Source organism: Marinifilum sp. (assembly GCF_965230805.1).
In the GTDB taxonomy this organism is placed as follows: Bacteria; Bacteroidota; Bacteroidia; order Bacteroidales; family Marinifilaceae; genus Marinifilum.
The window spans coordinates 1,976,548-1,996,136 of the sequence record NZ_OZ246019.1 but is presented as its reverse complement, the minus strand read 5'-3'; the positions used below and the strand labels follow the sequence as shown (position 1 = coordinate 1,996,136).

Here is a 19,589-nt window from a genome sequence, read left to right as displayed (position 1 = left end):
TTACAGTCGTGTTTTGGTGCTGTAACTTTTTGTAGCCTCATTGATCAATCTTATTAAATCACTCATTTGATTAAATTTTTATGCCCATTTTCTATTGGTTTTACGGCAAGCACCACAAAATCGTACAGTAAATAACGATAAGGAATGATAAATGTCAATTTAATCAGCTGAAAATCAAAAAATAATGAGTGAACAGAATCTATTTCTTAGTAAATGATTTAAAGGCTTGAGTAAGTAAGCTATCGGGTTTTAATTAGAATTGTATGAGTAATAATTCGCTTATAAATTAGGAATTCGCTTTTCTTTTGCGTTGTGCTCTAAAATAATTAATCTGGCTTCTTAAACTCCATATTCCGCCAAGAATAACAATTAGGAAGATCCATTGTTTTCGTCCCCAATCAGCATCTCCAAAAATCCCTTTTGATAGCATTACTACTGAAGTGATTACCAATAAACAGGTTAGCAATGCTGCAACATGTCCGATCACTGCATTTTCCTTTCTGATACCTGGGGTGCAAAATAACAAGATCACCCCAAAGAAAAGAGGAATAAGGGCGGTAAATTGCCAATCACCTATTTCGTAGTATCGGGCAACAAAACCAAATGCACCTGCCAATATTAATATTAAGGAGTATACTTTATTAATTTGATATGCGTCTTTCATATTTGATGTATTTATTTAGAAAAAATCTAAATACTAAAATACAAAAACTCTGGAAGAATCAAAATGAACTTGATAACAATAAGAAAGGCCGCCCTGCCGGACAGCCTTTCTGTGACAACCTTAAAACTCAACCATGAATTGATTATCTTACCGCAACTACCAAATATTTCGAAGATTTCCAGAACTCGGCCGGATCAAGAATGGTAATGCCTTCAACCGTTTCTACTCCTTCAACCTTATAAGAGTTAGTCGGATGACTTGTTACCAAACTTATCTTCTTTCCCTTAACAGGAATGGTGGTAATTTGGGTGATATCAATTTTTTTAAATTCACTTTCTTTAAAATCTTCATTTAGAACTGCAGTTTTACCAATGCCGATAAACCCACCGTCTTTGGTAATCACATTCTTTTCTTTTAATTCTTTACTGGTACCACAAACATAATAACCTGTGTTAAGTGTTGTAGTTTTTTCAGAAATCTCTTTGGCTTTGGTTTCATTTTCAGTATTAAGAGCCATAACAGTTCCGTTTAATTCGGTCACTTGTTCGTGCAGATTTTCTACTTCGATGTTAAGCTTAGCTACTTTTTCATTTAAAGCAATAATTTCCGTTTCTTTTGCCGCTAATTTTGTTTTTAGACGATCGGTTAACTTGCGTAATTTTGAATTTTGATACCAGCTATTATTTAGTTTCTTTTCTAATTCTGAAATTTTTTCTCTGTTTTGCTCTAGTAAATTATTTATCGAAGTAAGATCACTAGCGATTTTTTGCTTCTGTGATTTACTAGGGTTCTCAGAGTTCACCGAAATAATTGTTTCCTTTTCTTTTATTATTTCAAGGTTTTCCTCAATGGTATTTAAGGACTCTATAAAATCATTAATTGTAGAGTCTTTTAGCTTAGCCATTGAAGTCAGTTGCTGATTTTGGTCTCTTAGTTGCTTTAACTCCTTTTGGTTACAGGCAACAAAAAATGGAAGAATCAACAATACGAGTAATAGACGTTTCATATCAATCAATTTTAGAGATTTGATTTTGCAATGCATGTGTACATTTTCATATGTGAATATCGTGCCGAAAGAATTAAATGTTTAGGAAAAAATAAAAAATACATCATGTAAGTACCATTAAATCTGGCTAAGCTTAATTGGGCATTGATATTGCGATTTACATTCTACAATAAATTTTAGAAGTAAAGTTGTGGAATTGTTCTACACATTTCGTGTAAATATTCCCCATTCGTGGGTATGGTAGTTCAGCATTTATACCACTTTATTATGAAACTAGTATGATTAAAATTCTTATTAACTTTACTAAGCTGTCAGAAACAAACTTATAGCTGTTTTATGGTGTCGGAGAAAAGGAATAATATCAAAGTCAAAGTTGTTTCGGGGTACATTTTTGTATTCCTGGCCATTGCAGCTTCTTTGTTGATTGCTAATGGTGCTTATAATAAATTGTTAGATTCGGTGGAAATTCTTTCAAAACCAGATGTTGAAATCACAAGAATGAATCGTGTTCTTACGAACTTATCCGAAGCTGAAAATAAAATAAGGGTGTACTCCTTAACAAGAGAGGAGAAGTTCTTAGTTAATTTTAACGAAAATATCATTGATATTCAGAATGATTTGGATTCTTTAAGAAGGTTCAGCCCTGATTCAAGTCGAGCTTATATTTTAATTGATTCGATGAATTTGCTTCTTGTGGATAGAGCTGAAAGATTGGAGAACTTTGTACAATTAAAAAAGGCAAAAGAGAGAGTTAGCTTGGAACAAAAACAGGCCATGGCACAACTTAGCGAAGCTTCGGATGCGGCAAAAACTAAAATTAAAACTACAACAACCACAACAACTATTCTTGATACCTTAAAATCTGCAAAAAAAGTAAAAATCAAAAAGGATAATTTCCTTAATAGATTATTAGGGAAAAAGGAGAAAGTTGATACCATAGAAACAGTAATCCAACGAACAGAGGTTCAGGTTGATACGAGTTATTTGCCCCAATCCGATAGTTTGCTCCAGAATTTGGAAGGGATGTTGAAAAGAGCCCAGGAAGTGGAGAAATTAAATCGAGATATCGTTTATAACGAGGAGTTAAAACTGGTAGAGGAGAATACAATTATTTGGGATAAAATTAAGCTTTTGCTAAGACAATTAGAGGCAGAACGATTTCTACAGCTTCAAGAAGAATCTGATAAAGCAAAGCAAATTGCCAGCAATACGATTTCAATCATTTCGATCATTATCATTGTGGGATTTGTGCTCGGAATTCTATTCATTATTTTTATTCTTACCGATATTTCAAAAAGTAACTATTATCGATCTGAGCTCATTATTGCGAAAGGAAAAGCCGAAAAATTAGCTAAAGTAAAAGAGGAATTTTTAGCTACAATGAGTCATGAAATAAGAACTCCTTTAAATGCGATAATTGGATTTACCAACCAGCTTACCAAAACCAACTTAGAAACAACACAAAAGAATTTTGTGGATGTTTTAAAGAGTTCTTCGAGACATTTATTGGGCTTGGTAAATGAAATTCTTGATCTTTCTAAAATAGAAGCAGGAAAACTTCACGTCGAGAATATCAATTTTAATCCAAAGAATTTGTTTAATGAAGTTTACGATTTGCTAAAAGTGAATGCGAGTACTAAAAAGTTGCAGTTCGAGTTACAGTATTTCGGACGTGAGGATATCAACCTGTTAAGTGATCCATTTCGCATCAAACAAATTCTTTTAAATCTTGGATCAAATGCCATAAAGTTTACAAATGAAGGATCCGTAATTCTTCGTGCAAGAGTAATTAAAGATCGGGACTTGTATTTATTAGAGGTTGATGTTGAAGATACAGGAATTGGAATTTCAGAAGATAAACTAGATGCAATTTTTGAAGAGTTTAAGCAAGCTGATTCTTTTTTAGCCAGAAAATATGGAGGAACAGGGCTTGGATTAGCTATTAGCAGACGATTGGCTGTTTTGTTGGGTGGCGATTTATTTGTTGAAAGTGAGCTTCATAAGGGATCAACTTTTACATTAAGACTGCCGCTAATTGAATCAAGCAAGCAAGTTGATGAATCAAATGCTAAACAAACAGTTTCCATATCGGAAGAATTAATGGATAAAAGCTTTTTAATTGCTGATGATGATCAATACAGTTTGTTATTGTTGCAAACCATTTTTAACACCTGGAATTTAAAAGCTGAATTTGTTGACAACGGCGATAAAGCCTGGAAAATGATTCAAAATAATCATTACGATATGATTCTTACAGATATTCATATGCCAATAATGGGAGGAATAGAGCTTTGTAGTAAGGTGCGAGAATTAAATAATAGCTATAAAGATATTCCGATTGTAGCGCTTACTGCAAATGTGTTGGAATCTGATTTAAAACAATACATATCATCAGGAATGACAGAATGTTTGGTTAAACCTTTTGATGAAGAATTTCTGCTTTCAATGATTAGCGAGTTATTAATTGAGGGCTATAAAACTCCTCTTAAGATTAAAGAAATAGATGCTAATTTGATTGAAGATGATGCTTTGTTTGATCTTTCGCAGTTAAAGCAATTCACCGACGAGGATCCCGAATTAATCAATCAGATATTAAGTCAGTTTATCAATTCTGCAAAAGAAAATTTAGTAGCAATTCGACAAGCTACAAACGAACAAAACTATCTCGAAATTGGAGCAATTGCTCATAAAATGCTGAGTTCTTTTAATCAGTTAAAAGTTATAAGTGTAACTCCTTTACTAAAAGAGTTGGAAGGGATGCTGCATAAAGAATCCGGAGCTGTTGAATCTCCAGATTATATCGTTGAGTTGGTTGATGAGCTTGAACAGAACTCTCAGATTGTGATTTCTTCTATAGCAGAAGAAATACCCAACTAAAAAGTGCAATTACACTTCAATTCCATATTGTTTAATTTTATTGTAAAGTGTTTTTCTGTCTATGTTCAGTAAACGAGCGGCTTTTGATTTGTTGAAATTCACTTTGTGTAAAGTTGAGATGATTAGTTCCTTTTCGTTTGCTGCTTGTATCAATTTTAAGTTTGAACCTTCCATCACAACATCATTTTTAGCTTGGTCATTCAGAATTTCTGAAGGCAAACTAATTATTTCCACCTCTTCTCCCTGGCTCAATAAAACCGAACGACGAACTACATTTCGAAGTTCTCTTAGGTTTCCAGGCCATGAATAGGTTCTGAATTTGTCTAATACTTCATCGGAGAAGTTCTCAACATCCTTATTCAGCTCACTATTTGATAAGTCTAAAAAATACTTGGCAAATAATATGATATCTTCTCCACGATTTCGAAGGGCAGGAACCGTGATTTTAAACTCGTTTAATCTGTGATACAAATCTTCCCTAAAATCACCTTTGTTTACTGATAAAGCCAAATCTTCATTGGTTGCGACAACAATTCTAACATCCACATCAATGTCTTTATTGCTGCCAATTCTACGAATTTTTCTTTCCTGAAGGGCGCGTAGTAACTTTACCTGAATTTCGTAGGAAAGGTTCCCGATTTCATCCAAGAAAAGAGTTCCACCTTTTGCAGCTTCAAACTGTCCTTCCTTATCGGTAATTGCTCCAGTAAAGGATCCTTTCACATGACCAAACAATTCACTTCCTGCCAGATCGGTTGATAATGCTCCACAATCAACAGCCAGGAAAGCTTTTCCTTTGCGATTGCTTTCAACATGAATTCTTCTTGCAGCAATTTCCTTTCCCGTTCCACTTTCGCCTTCAATAATTACCGACATATCGGTAGGAGCTACCAAGCGAATGTACTGATCGATTTGTAGAGAACTTGAACTTTCACCACGTACAAAATCAATAGCAGGTTTCTTCTTTATCTCCTTTTTCTTTGGAGCTTCTAGCTTCTCCTGTACTTTTTCCAATGCTGAGTTGATTAGCAATAAAATCTCATCAGGATTTAAAGGTTTGGTTACATACTCGAAGGCTCCCATTTTTATGGCACTTACCGCAGTGCGAATGTCCGCATAAGAGGTCATGATAATGACAGGAACAGATGGGTGCATGGCCTTGATTTTTTGTAATAATTCCAAACCATCAAAATCAGGTAATCGAAAATCACTTAGAACAAGGTCAAATGTTTCGTCCTCTAATTTTTTAATTGCTTCGCCGGCCGAAAAAACGGTGTCGGCATCAAACCCTTTGCGTTTAAGCAGGCCCTGAAGCATAAGGCATATGGTGGCATCATCATCTATAATTAGTATTCTCTTCATGTAGAATGGGATTGTTTTGTTTATTAGTTTTTGAGCTTAGTAATCCTATATTCTTCGAAAAATAAGCCTTTCAACCAAAATTACGCAAAAAGCCCGGACGAATGAAATCCCGAGCTTGCTTTTATATTTTTAACTTAAGCCCTTTAAATTTTAAGTGCTTTCGGTTCTTATTAGTATGCGGATTTGTCTGCCAGTACAAAATCAATTTGTTTAGCAACCAGATTGGCCTTGGCAACGCGTATGTTAATTTTATCTCCCAATTGATACATTTTGCGATGATGACGACCAACAATGCAGTAGTTGTCTTCGTCGAATTCGTAGAAATCATCCTCCAACTCTCGGATGGAAACCATCCCTTCGCATTTGTTTTCGTCGATTTCCACATAGAATCCCCATTCGGTAACACCAGAAATGCTTCCTTCGAATTCTTGCCCCAAGTGATCTTGCATAAATTCAACCTGCTTGTATTTGATGGAAGCTCGTTCGGCATTTGCAGCCTTCTGCTCCATTTCGCTACAGTGCTGGCAGAATTCTTCGTACTTATCGGCATTCACCGACTTTCCTCCAGTCTCATATTTTTCCAGTAAACGATGCGCCATCATATCAGGATAACGACGAATTGGTGAAGTAAAATGAGAATAATGATCAAAATGCAATCCATAGTGGCCAATGTTCACGGTTGAGTATTCGGCCTTGGCCATTGATCGAATAGCCAAAGTTTCTACCAGATTCTGAATGTTCTCCCCCTTCACACTATGCAGCAAATTGTTCATTGAGGTTGAAATGGCTTTTGGGTTTGCAGTTTTAATGCCATAGCCAAACTTTCGAATGAATTGGTTGAAAGAATTCAACTTGTCAGGATTGGGCTGATCGTGTGTTCGGTACACAAAAGTTTTGGCTTTTTTCCCTTTCGATACTCTTCCAACCGATTCTGCAACCTTTTTATTAGCCAATAGCATAAATTCCTCAATCAGCTTGTTTGAATCTTTTGATTCTTTAAAAAATACGCGGGTAGGCTTGCCTTTTTCGTTTATTTCGAATTTTACTTCGTACCTGTCAAAGTCGATGGCACCTTTCTTAAATCTTTTTTCACGAAGTATTTTTGCCAATCTATCCAAGCAAAGAACCTCTTCTTTAAAATCACCTTCGTCGGTTTCGATAACTTCTTGTGCTTCTTCGTAAGTAAATCTTCTATTCGAATTGATTATGGTTTTGCCAATCCAGCTATTTAAAACTTCTGCATTATTATCCATTTCAAATACTGCCGAGAAAGTTAGCTTTTCTTCATTTGGCCGCAATGAGCATACTCCGTTTGAAAGTCTTTCTGGTAGCATTGGCACTACTCTGTCAACCAAATAAACCGATGTGGCTCTTTCAAATGCTTCCTGCTCAATAATACTTCCTTTCTTCACATAGTGCGTAACATCGGCAATGTGAACACCCACTTCCCAATTGCCATTTTCCAACTTTCTTAATGATAAGGCATCATCAAAATCTTTGGCATCATGCGGATCGATGGTAAATGTGGTAATCGGTCTGAAATCTCTTCGCAAGGAAATTTCTTCATCACTAATTTTATCGGAAATTAATTCTGCAGCTTCGTTTACTTTTTCAGGAAACTGGTAAGGTAAATCGAATTCAGCCAAAATTGCATGCATTTCCGTATCGTTCTCACCAGGTTTACCAAGAACACTTACCACTTGCCCAACCGGATTTTTCGATTTCTGAGGCCATTCGGTAATTTGTACAATGGTTTTTTCGCCATGTTTTGCACCATTTAGTTTGGTAAGTGGTAAAAAAATATCATAAGGCATTTGTTTGCTATCGGAAATCAGGAATGCATAGTTTTTCGATATTTCGATGACACCCACAAAAGTGGTTTTCTTTCTTTTAACAATTTCTACAACTTCGCCTTCGGGCGACTTGCTTTTCTTTCTGGCGTACAAATATACTTTTACGATATCGCCATGCAAAGCGTGATTCAAGTTGGATTGCGAAACAAATACATCTTCTTCTATATCATCAGAAACAATAAAGGCAGCACCTTTAGCGGTCATATCAACTGTACCGGTGATGTGGCCAATCTTCGATTTTAGCTTAAATTTGCCAGTAGAAACTTCATGGAGAAAATCCAAATCGGTAAGGTCATACAAAATGCCAACAACCAATTGTTTTACTCCCATTTCTTTTATTTCCAGTTGCCTGGATACTTGTTTGTAGTTAAATGTTTTCTCAGGATTATCGCTAAAAATCCCTGCAATAAGATTTTCTAAGCTTTTGCGATTATATCTTTGACCTGATTGTTTTCTTCTATTTCTAGTCATAATTTTTAAATCTTGTGATAAGATTTTCTGAGTTTTTACCCAGTTCTCAAAGTAGTAATAATAATCTTAAAATGGGTATTGAACTCGTCACTTCTCTTTTACTATTTCATTAACTGCAGTTAAATATAAGTGCAGAATTGTACTATCAATCTTTATTGTAGCATGTATTGTTGAGTTCTGATAAAATTCCGTAAGAGGGGAAAATCCGGAATCATCAATCTTGTTATTTTTCCCAAAAACAAGATGTACAATTGTGGCATAGCTGGGGCAAATATAGAAGTACAAATTTGTTTATACAAAAAACATAGGTAAATAATTGCTAAAGAATAGGTATTATCTATCAGGATTTAAAGATATTGACAAGAATAAGGCACAAGAGCCATAATTTTTTATAATTTTACAAGCCCAAATAAAAATTCGAATCATTTTACGGATATGGAAAACAAGCTGTTCATTTATAATACACTAAATCGAAAGAAAGAATTGTTCGTACCACTAAACGCACCATTCGTTGGTTTATATGTTTGTGGTCCTACAGTATATGGCGATGCTCACTTGGGGCATGCTCGCCCTGCAATCACTTTCGATTTATTATTCAGATACCTGACTCATTTAGAATATAAAGTTCGCTACGTTCGTAATATTACTGATGTTGGTCATTTGGTAGACGATGGCGATGAGGGAGAAGATAAAATTGCTAAAAAAGCTCGTTTAGAAAAGCTTGAACCAATGGAAGTGGTTCAGTTTTTTACGGATCGATATCATAAAGATATGGACGATTTGAATGTGCGTAAGCCAAGTATCGAGCCACGTGCATCGGGTCATATCATTGAGCAGATGGAAGTAATCGACAAATTATTAAAAAATGGTTTTGCTTACGAAAGCGACGGTTCCATCTATTTCGATGTGGAAGCATACAGCAAAAAGTATGAATACGGAAAATTATCGGGGCGTAAAATTGATGAACTAATCTCTAATACCCGTGAGTTGGAAGGACAGAGCGAAAAGAAAAATGCTTTCGACTTTGCACTTTGGAAAAAAGCTGCTCCAGAGCATATCATGCGTTGGCCATCGAAGTGGAGTGATGGCTTCCCGGGATGGCATTTGGAGTGTACGGCTATGGGAGAGAAATATTTAGGTGAACAATTCGATATTCACGGAGGTGGATTGGATTTACAATTTCCTCATCACGAGTGTGAAATTGCACAAGCAACAGGAGCAAACGGGAAGGAAGCTGTAAAATACTGGATGCACAACAACATGATTACCATTAATGGTCAGAAAATGGGTAAATCATTGGGCAATTTTATAACACTTGCGAATATGTTCTCCGGCGAAAACGATGTTCTGGATCAGGCATACAGCCCAATGACAGTTCGTTTCTTTATGCTGCAGGCACACTATCGCAGTCCGCTTGACTTCTCGAATGATGCACTAAAAGCAGCTGAGAAGGGTTTCAACAGAATGATGGCAGCAATCGCTACTTTAAATAAAATTCAAGCATCAGATTCATCAAGCATTAAGCTTGATGATTTAAAAAACAAATGCTACAAGGCATTGAATGATGACTTGAACACACCTATTTTAATCGCTCACCTGTTTGATGGTGTAAAAATGATTAACTCTTTAGCAGCAGGAAGCGAAAGAATTTGTTCGGTCGACTTGGAAAATCTCAAATCATTGTATAATAACATGGTGTTTGATGTATTGGGATTAAAGGAAGAAGGATCGGCTGATTCAGATAAGAACGAATTGCTTGATAAGCTTATTGCTTTTTTACTTGAAACCAGAAACGAAGCAAAAAAGAACAAAGACTGGGCATCTGCTGATAAAATACGAGATGAATTAACCAATTTAGGCATCAGGGTAAAAGATACCAAAGATGGTTTTGAATGGGAAATCACAAAATAATTGAAACTGTCCTGACTAATCGGGACAGTTTTTTTATTTTTATCAAAGCTAACTCTAAACGAATAATTACAATGAAATTTCAAATTCTCATTTCTTTTCTTCTTTTTTTTCTAACAGGATGTGGTAACAATGGAAGTACGAAAGCTGAACCCGAGAAAAAAGATGCTATAGCTGCTACTCCAACCATCGATTTTGTAAATAGTATGAGATTAAAAGCTCCGAAGAGAGGTGACTTGTTTGCCTTTGGCAACGAAATTGAAATTTTGGTTCATGTCAAGAAAAAGGCTGGCGATATTGATTCTTTGCAATTGTGGGGTAATGGCGAATTGGTACAAACCCTTAGCTCTAAACCATGGCATTTTAAATGGATACCTACAAAAGATAAAATGGGTAAGCACAACATAAAGTTGTTGGCTTATCATGAAAATGGTAAAGTTGGATTGGTAACAAGCTACATTAATTTAAAGTCTAATCAAATTCCCGAAGAATATACTTACAAAATTATTAATTCATTTCCTCACGACAGAAGAGCCTATACGCAAGGTTTGTTTTTTCATAAAGGATTTTTGTACGAGGGAACTGGTCAGCATGGCGAATCTTCGTTAAGAAAAGTACGTTTGGAAAATGGTGAAGCCATTTCAATTAAGAATTTGGAGCAAGAATATTTCGGTGAAGGAATCACCTATAGCAAAAACAGAATCATTCAATTGACTTGGAATTCGAAAAAGGTGTTTGTGGTTGATCCTGATACTTTCGAGCAAATTGATTTCTTCGAACCTCAAACCACAAATAATGAAGGTTGGGGAATTACAAGCATGAAGGATGAATTGGTAGTTTCTGATGGCTCAAACGTACTTACCATTCTTGATGATACCAATTACAGTAAAAAACGCAGCATTGAAGTGTACGATAACAATGGTGCTGTAACCAACTTAAACGAATTGGAATACATCAATGGTAAAATTTATGCGAATGTGTGGCTTACCGAACGAATTGTAATTATCAATCCTGAAACAGGAAGAGTTGAAGGAAGTATTCATTTGGGATCTATTTTGAAGAAAAAGGATAGAATCAACCTGGATCAAAACGATGATGTATTAAACGGAATTGCTTGGGATTCGGCTAAGCAAAGAATGTTTGTAACTGGTAAACGTTGGCCTAAGCTATTCGAGATTGAACTTGTAAAGAAGTAGAAGCTTTATCTATTTTTTAATTTTGATAATTCAAATTCCTGATCGAAAAATTAATTTCTTTTTTTTATTCAATTAATTAAAACCTTTATAAATACTGACTGCATTTAACTATAAAGGATAGAAAACCTTTATAAACACTGACCCCGATAAAGTTTTTACTCGCCATCGGGGAATTTTTCAACCCCCTTTAAGTTGGGAAGTATCTCAATTTCATTTTTCACCTATCCCCTCGGTCAAATTTCGAACTCAATTTGAAAAAAGCACCCAATAATTGACTTCCCAATGCATCCCCTGACTTCATTTTCTATCTTAATCGAAAAAAGTACAATCTCAATTTATTGTTTTACCATCCCCATTGAAAAAAGTACGATCTCAATTCGATTTTTTATGCCAATAATTGATCAAATAGATATTCCACTTGGTATTTTCTCTATCTCAATTGATTATTTTAACGTGAGTTCGACGTAAAATTCTATCCACAGAAAGTTATATTTGGGATAGATTTGCATTAAAAATTTGGAAAGAATAGCGGGCTATTTTGAGGAATTTTTAATGTGAAGCTGTCGTAAAGAGAACTTTCCATTATGTGTTTGCCTGCTTTCGGCATAAATTTCCTCAAATCTTCTTGAAATATCCCGATATTCCTTCGAAAATTTCTACTCAAAATCAGATCAAACTGTGAACGAATTTTACGTCGAACTCACGTTAAAATAAGGGAATCCGATGTTCTACTTGGCTACGCAAGTGATTTAAACTGGTATTCACAATGAATAGTAGAATTTAAATATCAGTCATTTTAATTCACAAAAAACACCAAACAGAGATTAAATGAATATAAACCACTCTGTCTGGTGCTAAAAGGATCCTTATACAAAGGAAAAAATTATATTTTTAGTGTTCTGATAGAACTAATCTTTAGCAAAACTTATAGATACAAACATGTGTATACCTTTCTCCGGGCTTTAACAATGCATTAGGGAAATGATCGTAGTTTGGCGAATTTGGGAAAATTTGTGTTTCCATTGCAATCCCTTGACATTGCTGTATAGGATTTCCATTTTTTCCTCTCTCTGAGCCATCAAAATGGGCACCGGTATATATTTGAATTCCCGGTTGATCGGTATAAACCTCCAGTTTACGTCCCGATTCCGGATCTGTAAGTATACCTGCTAACTTAACAGATCCATTAAAATCATCTAATACAAAGTTGTGATCAATACCACCGATCATATTAATCTGTTCGTGATTGGCATCACAAGCAAGTTGTACTGACTTTGGTTTTGTAAAATCGAAAGGAGTGCCATTTACTCTTGCAATTATTCCGGAGGTAGTACCTAGTTCAGCTGAAATAGGAGTATAATAAGAGGCATTTATTTGCAACTGGTGATAAACTGCCGAACCATTTCCAGCTCCATTCAAATTAAAATAGGGATGGCTCGTTAAATTAATTACTGTTGGTTTTGAAGTTTCAGCTGCATATTCAATTACAAACTGATTGTCCTCTGTCAAACCATAAACAACTGTAACATCCAGTTTACCCGGATAATTCTGATCGCCATCCTCACTAGTTAAACTTAGCTTATAAGCTTGCACAAATTGCCCAAGATCTACTTCTGTAACATCCCATATTTTGGCATGAAAACCCTCGTGTCCACCATGTAAATGGTTGGTGTTATCGTTGCAATCCAGTTGAAACTTTTCTTTGTCAATCTCAAATTCTCCTTTTACAATTCGGTTGGCATACCTACCACATATGGCTCCAAAATATCCATCACCATTTAGAGTTTCTTCAAGGCTATCGTAGCCAACAACTACATCAGCAATATTGCCATTTGAATCGGGAACTCGTATCGAGATAATTTGTCCCCCTCTTGGGATAAAATCAATCTCTACTACATTATTCTTGAGTGTGTAAACCTTCATTTTTAATTCTTTATTGCTGATGAATGCTCTGCTTGATTTTTTGATTACCTATAAAGTTTGTTGCCAGTTCCATGCCGAAAGTAAAGTTTCATCTATGCTTTTTTCCGCTTTCCAGCCTAATTCCTTATTTGAAAATGAGGTATCTGCATAAATTTGTTCGATATCACCTGCTCTTCGTCCTACAATTTTATGAGGAACTTTTTGGCCAGTTGATCTTTCGAATGATTCAATAATTTCAAGAACTGAAACACCAGCACCGGTTCCTATATTAAAATATTCGTAATTGCTTTGGTGTTGATCCTTCAACAATCTTTCAATTGAAACAACATGGGCAGCAGCTAAATCAACCACATTAATGTAATCTCTAATACATGAGCCATCAGGCGTGTTGTAATCATTACCAAAAACACTTAATTCAGGCCTAATTCCTGCTACTGTTTGAGTTAAAAATGGAATCAAGTTATTGGGAACCCCCAATGGAAGTTCACCAATTTTAGAACTTGGATGTGCTCCAATTGGATTAAAATATCTTAACGCAATCCCTTTTAATTCAGGATGTGCTTTTACAGTATCACGAATAATATCTTCGCAAATGGACTTTGTATTTCCGTATGGTGATTCTGCTTCTTTTCTTGGAGTAGATTCGGTTACAGGTAGTTTATCAGGTTGTCCGTATACCGTGCACGAGGATGAAAACACAAGGTTAGGGATCTTATAGTTCTTCATCGCCTCCAAAATATTGATTAAGGAATTGATGTTATTTCTGTAATACAACAGAGGATTTTCAACAGACTCGCCAACTGCCTTAGATGCGGCAAAATGGATAATTGCTTCAATATTATTGTATTTTTTAAAGAATTCATCGCATTCATTCATGCAGCTTAAATCCACTTTCTCAAACAATGGGCGAGTTCCTGTAATGCCTTCGATTCCATCCAGTACTTCAATCTTAGAATTTGAAAGGTTATCGGCAATCACCACATCAAAACCATGATTTTGAAGTTCCACAGCTGTATGCGATCCGATATAACCAGTTCCCCCACTTACTAAAATTCTTTTTTTCATCTGTTTATAATTTCTTTTCGATTGCCAGAAGGAAGCTGCAAGATTAAAATAATTATTGCCGTGCAGGTTTAATAATTATTTTAATCTTGCTCGTTTTATTTCCTTGACTTTATTAATTCGTGGAATAACACATTTGCGCAGGCAAGCGTATTATTCCACTGTTTTTTTACTTTTTACCAGAAGATTGCATATAAGGCAACCAACAAAATACAAATGGTGTAGGCCACAATATTAAATACTCTACCTGTTGCAAATGTTTCCCTACTGATTTCGATTCCTTTGGAATCATTCTCTCCCTTATTCTGTATGTAACTTACCAATACTATAACTAAGGCAGAAAGAATTGCAGTATAGCCCATTTGATCCATAAAAGGAACATTTACAAATAGGGATTCAACACTGCTTCCTTCAAGCCATCCATTTGGCGCAACTTTAAAATACATCGCAATTGGTATGGATGCCAGTACTCCGGCGATTGCACCTTTATTCGTTGATTTTTTCCAGAATAATCCTAGCATAAACACAGCTAAGATACCAGGACTTACAACCCCTGTATACTCCTGAATAAATTGAAATGCTTGATCCAAACCGGCTAATTGTGGGGCAATACAACCGGCAATTAGCAATGCTATTGCTGCCGATATTCTACCTGTATTCACAGTCTGTTTATCACTGGCATTTGGATTAAAATATGGCTTGTAAATGTCCATGGTAAAAATGGTTGAAGTAGAATTCAACATTGATGCCAAGGAAGATACAATCGCTGCGGCCAATGCAGCAAAGGCCAAACCTTTTAATCCTACAGGTAAAAACTGCAACAGCCATGGATAAGCTTTGTCTGCAGATTCGATAGTTGGAATATTATTTTGAGCAGTATCGCCTAATGAAGCCATAATGCTTCCATCGTTTACCATTACAAAAGCGGCAATTCCTGGAATTACTACAATTAGTGGGATGATTAACTTCAAAAATCCTGCAAACACAATCCCTCTTTGTGATTCTTGTAAGGATTTTGCTGCCAAAGTTCTTTGAATAATGTATTGGTTGAATCCCCAATAATAAAGGTTCGCAACCCACATACCTCCAACTATTACACCCAGGCCTGGAAGATTTTTATACTGATCATGAGCCTTATCCAAAATCATATTGAAACTATCAGGTGCTACCTCATAAATGTGTTTAAAACCGGCTAAAACACCTTCTCCTCCCGATACCATATCTAAAGCCAAATAGGTAGTTACCAATCCACCTAAAATCAAAAACACTACCTGAATCACATCGGTCCAGGCTACTGCGGATAAACCACCATACAAAGAATAACTGGCAGCAAATAGTGCTAATCCAATCACTCCATAAATCATAGGAATTCCCATAATGGTTTCCAGAGCCAAAGCACCCAAATACAATACCGATGTAAGGTTTACAAATACGTATAGTGCAATCCAGAAAACCGCTAAAATCGTTTTCAGATTTTTTGAGTAGCGTTTCTCAACAAATTCAGGGATGGTATACAATCCTTTCTCAATAAAAATTGGCAAGAAGTACTTACCAACAATAATAAGAGTTAGAGCAGCCATCCATTCGTATGACGCAATTGCCAGTCCGATTGCAAATCCGGAACCAGACATTCCAATAAATTGCTCTGCCGAAATATTTGCAGCAATTAAGGAGGCTCCAATTGCCCACCAAGGTAAAGATTTAGATGCCAAAAAGTAATCATCAGCATTTTTTTGGTGACCTTCTTTGTCACGGGATACCCACAATCCTACTCCAACAATCACAATTCCGTAAACGATAAAAATCACATAATCAAGGAAAGAAAATGTATTCGCCATTTTATTAGATTTAAAATCCCGAAGCTCTTCGGGTTGAGATAAAAGATTAGTTAGAAAATAATTGATACTTATAAAAGATCTATTATCTCGATTTATAATGAGTCTTTGATAATTCTCTTAATCGTTTTGCTGCTCCTTCTGCTGTAATATCTCGCTGTGGCGTACCCAGCATTTCGTATCCTACCATAAATTTCTTAACACTAGCCGAGCGTAACAACGGTGGATAGAAATGCATGTGTAAATGCCACTCAGGATGCTTTTCTCCATCAGTTGGAGCTTGGTGCAATCCTGCCGAATATGCAAACGATACCTCAAATAAGTTATCGTACATAATGGTTAATTTCTTATAAATATCAGCAAGATCTGTTCTTTCTTCATCAGTCAATTCCAGTAAATTAGATACTGCTCTTTTACTAATGATCATACTTTCGAAAGGCCAAACTGCCCAAAACGGTACTAAAGCTACAAAAGAATTATTATCAACCAAAATTCTTTCTTTCTTCTCTAATTCAGATTGCAGATAATCCGACAACAGAGTACGTCCATATTGCTCGAAATATGCTTTTTGGGTCTCCGACTCTTTTGATGTTTCGAGAGGAATTAATCCTGAAGCCCAAATTTGTCCATGGGGATGCGGATTGGAGCAACCCATAATGGCTCCTTTATTTTCGAATATCTGCACGTAACCGATATCCTTGCGTTCTCCCAATTCCTTATATTCCTTACACCAAAGATCAACAACCTTACGTATCTTTTCTACTTTCATTTCAGGAACGGTAAGACTATGATCCGGACTAAAGCAAATTACTTTACAGATTCCCGATTCACTTTCTGCCCGAAACAAATCACCGTCTCTAAATTCTCCTTCCGGAGTATCTTGTAATAAAGCACTAAAATCGTTCTGAAATGAATAAACATCTTCATAATTGGGATTTTTTTCACCTCCTATTCTTTCATTCCCTGGACACAGATAACATTTTGGATCATATGAAGGCCTTTTTTCTTCAATCACCTTTTCAACCTGTCCTTGCCATGGTCTTTTTGATCTGTGCGGCGATACCAATATCCACTCACCAGTTAATGGATTGTATCTGCGATGTGGGTTTTCGATATAATCAAACTCTTTCATCAGAAATCTATTTGTAATTATTCAATTCTTTTGCCTCCGTCACCTATTTGGGCAACATAAAAGTCTGCAACAATGCCTGTTTTTTCGAGATATTCAGCACCTACTTTACTAATAAATTCATCAACATACTCATCTTTAACAAGGCTTACGGTTGAACCTCCAAAACCACCTCCTGTCATTCTTGCTCCTATTGTTCCCTCGATCTTTCTTGCTGCGTCCACCATGCAATCGAGCTCATTTCCCGTAACCTCATAATCATCTCTAAGGGAATCGTGTGAACCATTCATTAATTGTCCAAATTCGCTTAAGTTCCCTTTTTTAAGTTCGATTACCGCTTTTTGAGTTCTTTCAATTTCAGTAACCACATGACGAGCCCTTTTTCTGATAAGCTCATCCTTTATATTACCGGATAAAGAGTTGAATTCTGTCGGGCACAATTCACCTAAATTAGCAATCTTTTTGGAGGGGTTGATTGCTTCTACAGCTGCCCGACATTCAGCAACTCGTTCATTGTATTTTCCTTCGTCCAAACTGTGCGGACTGTTTGTATTTCCTATTACTATTTTAACACCATCTAGTTTTATGGGCACCAACTCATATTCAAGGTTATCGCAATTTAAATAGATCGCATGATCCTTTTTACCCATTCCTGAAGCAAACTGATCCATTATACCGCACATTACTCCGGCAAATTCACGCTCTGCAGTTTGGCTATATTTTACAATACTTAGCTGATCTTTCTTGAAATTGTATTCCTCATTTATAGCTACACCTGTAACTACTTCCAAAGAGGCTGAAGACGACAATCCGGCTCCATGGGGTACATTTCCCCAAAAAAGAAGATCTGCTCCGCAATCAGGAATTAAGTCGTCCTTTATAAATTGAGCGATTACACCTAATACATAATTTGCCCAATTTCCTTTTTCCAAAGGCTGAGTCAACTCACCAAGTTTAAGTGTGTATTTCTTTGCCTGATTTAAGGATGCTAGTCGTATTACACTATCATTTGTTTTTCTAATCAGGCAATAAGTTCCAAACGACAAAGCACAAGGAAAAACAAATCCTCCATTATAATCGGTATGCTCTCCTATTAGATTTACTCGTCCTGGCGAAAAGTAGATATGACAATCTCCCTTTCCGTAGTAATTTTCAAACTCTTTTTTTAATTCAGCAACTTGCATAACTTATTCTTACTGGTTGGTACTGGTTGGTAAATGTAAAGCTTTTTTATAAAAAAACAAAAAGCCAAAAAATAAAGTAGGATGCAAATAGAATTTTTAATATGAAACGAGCTCGATTAAAATAGTTATTAAATATACACAGTAATGACTTTTTTGATTTTGTGGCTTACATCTTGGAAAGAGATTATAAACAGAAATTAGTCCAAAACTGCTAAAATAAAGAGGCTACCTCATTTGAGATAGCCTCTTTCTTATAGAATTTTATTTTTTTAGTATTCCCATAAATCATGTTCGTATTCGAAGATATTATTCTTAATTCTTTCTGCCTCAAGCATCGAATTAATTCCGACAGTGTATTCACTAATTCCTCTATTGTTGTGTACATTCGAGATTTGAGTAATAAAGCTTGAGAATCTTCTCTTCAAAAAAAGATCATCGAATGAGTAACGAGCAGCATCATTAAAGGGATTAAACACTTCATGAGTTGCAAGCAATGGCCTTGCCTCCGGGAAGTAAACCCAGAAAAGCTGCTTCATTTGCACTCCATCCATAGCAGTATCACCATCTTTTACATACTCGCGAATAGGGCAAATACCAATAATTCGTACTTGCATGGTTGATGTTTGCTTGTCGAAGAACCATTGTTCTTTTACCATGTAACGTTTTACATCGTCGGTATGCATTTCACCAGGGATAATTTTTTCTTCCAATTCGCCTGTTAACCTATTGCGTTGCATGATAGTATCTGATTGCGCATCAAATTTTCCATGAATTTCATCCAAGGTCATAGGTTCTTTAAATTCATCATCGTTGGTAGAGTAGGCTGTCAAACCTTCGTTTTCTATACCATACATCAGCAAATCAATTAAGCTGTAGCGATCGTCCTGTGGTGTGGTTGGATAATACATCGGAAGGTTCATTTTCTCTCGCAAATCAACGATTCTCCATACCAATTTCGACCACATTACATCCGATTCGCGGATATTTGAATAAGGAATTGGTTTACGATTTTTAATGTGATTCTTGCTGTATACACTTGTTGGATTGGTTTGCGACATTACATTCGCAGAACAAAACAGTGCAAGACCAATTAATAGTAATAAGCTTTTTTTCATGGTA

13 protein-coding genes are annotated in these 19,589 nt (G+C 35.9%); 3 read left to right on the top strand and 10 right to left on the bottom strand.

What is annotated here, in order from left to right:
* Positions 1 to 286: 286 nt before the first annotated feature.
* Together ACO05S_RS07910 and ACO05S_RS07905 are read right to left on the bottom strand one after the other, a co-directional pair.
* Positions 287 to 664, bottom strand: coding sequence for a hypothetical protein (locus ACO05S_RS07910; protein WP_421920982.1), 378 nt, complete (start codon positions 662 to 664; stop codon positions 287 to 289).
* 142 nt (positions 665 to 806) lie between these two features.
* Positions 807 to 1,670, bottom strand: coding sequence for a hypothetical protein (locus ACO05S_RS07905; protein ID WP_421920981.1), 864 nt, complete (start codon positions 1,668 to 1,670; stop codon positions 807 to 809).
* 336 nt (positions 1,671 to 2,006) lie between these two features.
* Between ACO05S_RS07905 and ACO05S_RS07900 the strand changes: the two genes are divergently transcribed.
* On the top strand, positions 2,007 to 4,547 hold the full coding sequence (locus ACO05S_RS07900) for a response regulator (protein WP_421920980.1): 2,541 nt from the start codon (positions 2,007 to 2,009) through the stop codon (positions 4,545 to 4,547).
* A 9-nt stretch (positions 4,548 to 4,556) separates the two neighbouring features.
* Here the strand turns inward: ACO05S_RS07900 and ACO05S_RS07895 are convergent, their stop codons facing one another.
* Positions 4,557 to 5,909 (bottom strand): sigma-54-dependent transcriptional regulator, encoded by a 1,353-nt coding sequence (locus tag ACO05S_RS07895; protein ID WP_421920979.1) that lies wholly within the window; start codon positions 5,907 to 5,909, stop codon positions 4,557 to 4,559.
* Positions 5,910 to 6,079: 170 nt separating this feature from the next.
* The gene (rnr, locus tag ACO05S_RS07890; protein WP_421920978.1) at positions 6,080 to 8,233 is read right to left on the bottom strand and encodes a ribonuclease R; all 2,154 of its coding nucleotides are present in this window, start codon (positions 8,231 to 8,233) and stop codon (positions 6,080 to 6,082) included.
* Between the two features lie 435 nt (positions 8,234 to 8,668).
* Between rnr and cysS the strand changes: the two genes are divergently transcribed.
* Positions 8,669 to 10,144: a cysteine--tRNA ligase gene (cysS, locus tag ACO05S_RS07885; protein ID WP_421920977.1), complete on the top strand. Its 1,476-nt coding sequence runs from the start codon at positions 8,669 to 8,671 to the stop codon at positions 10,142 to 10,144.
* A 71-nt stretch (positions 10,145 to 10,215) separates the two neighbouring features.
* A complete protein-coding gene (locus tag ACO05S_RS07880) occupies positions 10,216 to 11,337 on the top strand; it encodes a glutaminyl-peptide cyclotransferase (protein ID WP_421920976.1) in 1,122 nt (373 codons plus the stop codon).
* Between the two features lie 915 nt (positions 11,338 to 12,252).
* Here ACO05S_RS07880 and ACO05S_RS07875 read toward each other — a convergent pair.
* The 6 genes from ACO05S_RS07875 to gldN all read right to left on the bottom strand — a co-directional run bounded on the left by ACO05S_RS07875 (position 12,253) and on the right by gldN (position 19,585).
* Complete coding sequence (locus tag ACO05S_RS07875) at positions 12,253 to 13,260, bottom strand: aldose epimerase family protein (protein WP_421920975.1); 1,008 nt, start codon at positions 13,258 to 13,260, stop codon at positions 12,253 to 12,255.
* Between the two features lie 48 nt (positions 13,261 to 13,308).
* Positions 13,309 to 14,325: a UDP-glucose 4-epimerase GalE gene (galE, locus tag ACO05S_RS07870; RefSeq protein WP_421920974.1), complete on the bottom strand. Its 1,017-nt coding sequence runs from the start codon at positions 14,323 to 14,325 to the stop codon at positions 13,309 to 13,311.
* Positions 14,326 to 14,498: 173 nt separating this feature from the next.
* Positions 14,499 to 16,160: a sodium/sugar symporter gene (locus tag ACO05S_RS07865; protein ID WP_421920973.1), complete on the bottom strand. Its 1,662-nt coding sequence runs from the start codon at positions 16,158 to 16,160 to the stop codon at positions 14,499 to 14,501.
* An 82-nt stretch (positions 16,161 to 16,242) separates the two neighbouring features.
* Complete coding sequence (locus ACO05S_RS07860) at positions 16,243 to 17,289, bottom strand: UDP-glucose--hexose-1-phosphate uridylyltransferase (protein WP_421920972.1); 1,047 nt, start codon at positions 17,287 to 17,289, stop codon at positions 16,243 to 16,245.
* 17 nt (positions 17,290 to 17,306) lie between these two features.
* Entirely contained in the window at positions 17,307 to 18,470 is a 1,164-nt protein-coding gene (locus tag ACO05S_RS07855) for a galactokinase (RefSeq protein WP_421920971.1), read from the bottom strand.
* Positions 18,471 to 18,739: 269 nt separating this feature from the next.
* The gene (gene gldN, locus ACO05S_RS07850) at positions 18,740 to 19,585 is read right to left on the bottom strand and encodes a gliding motility protein GldN (RefSeq protein WP_421920970.1); all 846 of its coding nucleotides are present in this window, start codon (positions 19,583 to 19,585) and stop codon (positions 18,740 to 18,742) included.
* Between the last annotated feature and the right edge of the window lie 4 nt (positions 19,586 to 19,589).

Coding starts and splice junctions, on each gene's coding strand:
- ACO05S_RS07905 (WP_421920981.1), bottom strand. CDS start 1,670: ATGAAACGTCTATTACTCGTATTGTTGATTCTTCCATTTTTTGTTGCC.
- galE (WP_421920974.1), bottom strand. CDS start 14,325: ATGAAAAAAAGAATTTTAGTAAGTGGGGGAACTGGTTATATCGGATCG.
- ACO05S_RS07900 (WP_421920980.1), top strand. CDS start 2,007: ATGGTGTCGGAGAAAAGGAATAATATCAAAGTCAAAGTTGTTTCGGGG.
- ACO05S_RS07855 (WP_421920971.1), bottom strand. CDS start 18,470: ATGCAAGTTGCTGAATTAAAAAAAGAGTTTGAAAATTACTACGGAAAG.
- ACO05S_RS07865 (WP_421920973.1), bottom strand. CDS start 16,160: ATGGCGAATACATTTTCTTTCCTTGATTATGTGATTTTTATCGTTTAC.
- cysS (WP_421920977.1), top strand. CDS start 8,669: ATGGAAAACAAGCTGTTCATTTATAATACACTAAATCGAAAGAAAGAA.
- gldN (WP_421920970.1), bottom strand. CDS start 19,585: ATGAAAAAAAGCTTATTACTATTAATTGGTCTTGCACTGTTTTGTTCT.
- ACO05S_RS07860 (WP_421920972.1), bottom strand. CDS start 17,289: ATGAAAGAGTTTGATTATATCGAAAACCCACATCGCAGATACAATCCA.
- rnr (WP_421920978.1), bottom strand. CDS start 8,233: ATGACTAGAAATAGAAGAAAACAATCAGGTCAAAGATATAATCGCAAA.
- ACO05S_RS07895 (WP_421920979.1), bottom strand. CDS start 5,909: ATGAAGAGAATACTAATTATAGATGATGATGCCACCATATGCCTTATG.
- ACO05S_RS07910 (WP_421920982.1), bottom strand. CDS start 664: ATGAAAGACGCATATCAAATTAATAAAGTATACTCCTTAATATTAATA.
- ACO05S_RS07880 (WP_421920976.1), top strand. CDS start 10,216: ATGAAATTTCAAATTCTCATTTCTTTTCTTCTTTTTTTTCTAACAGGA.
- ACO05S_RS07875 (WP_421920975.1), bottom strand. CDS start 13,260: ATGAAGGTTTACACACTCAAGAATAATGTAGTAGAGATTGATTTTATC.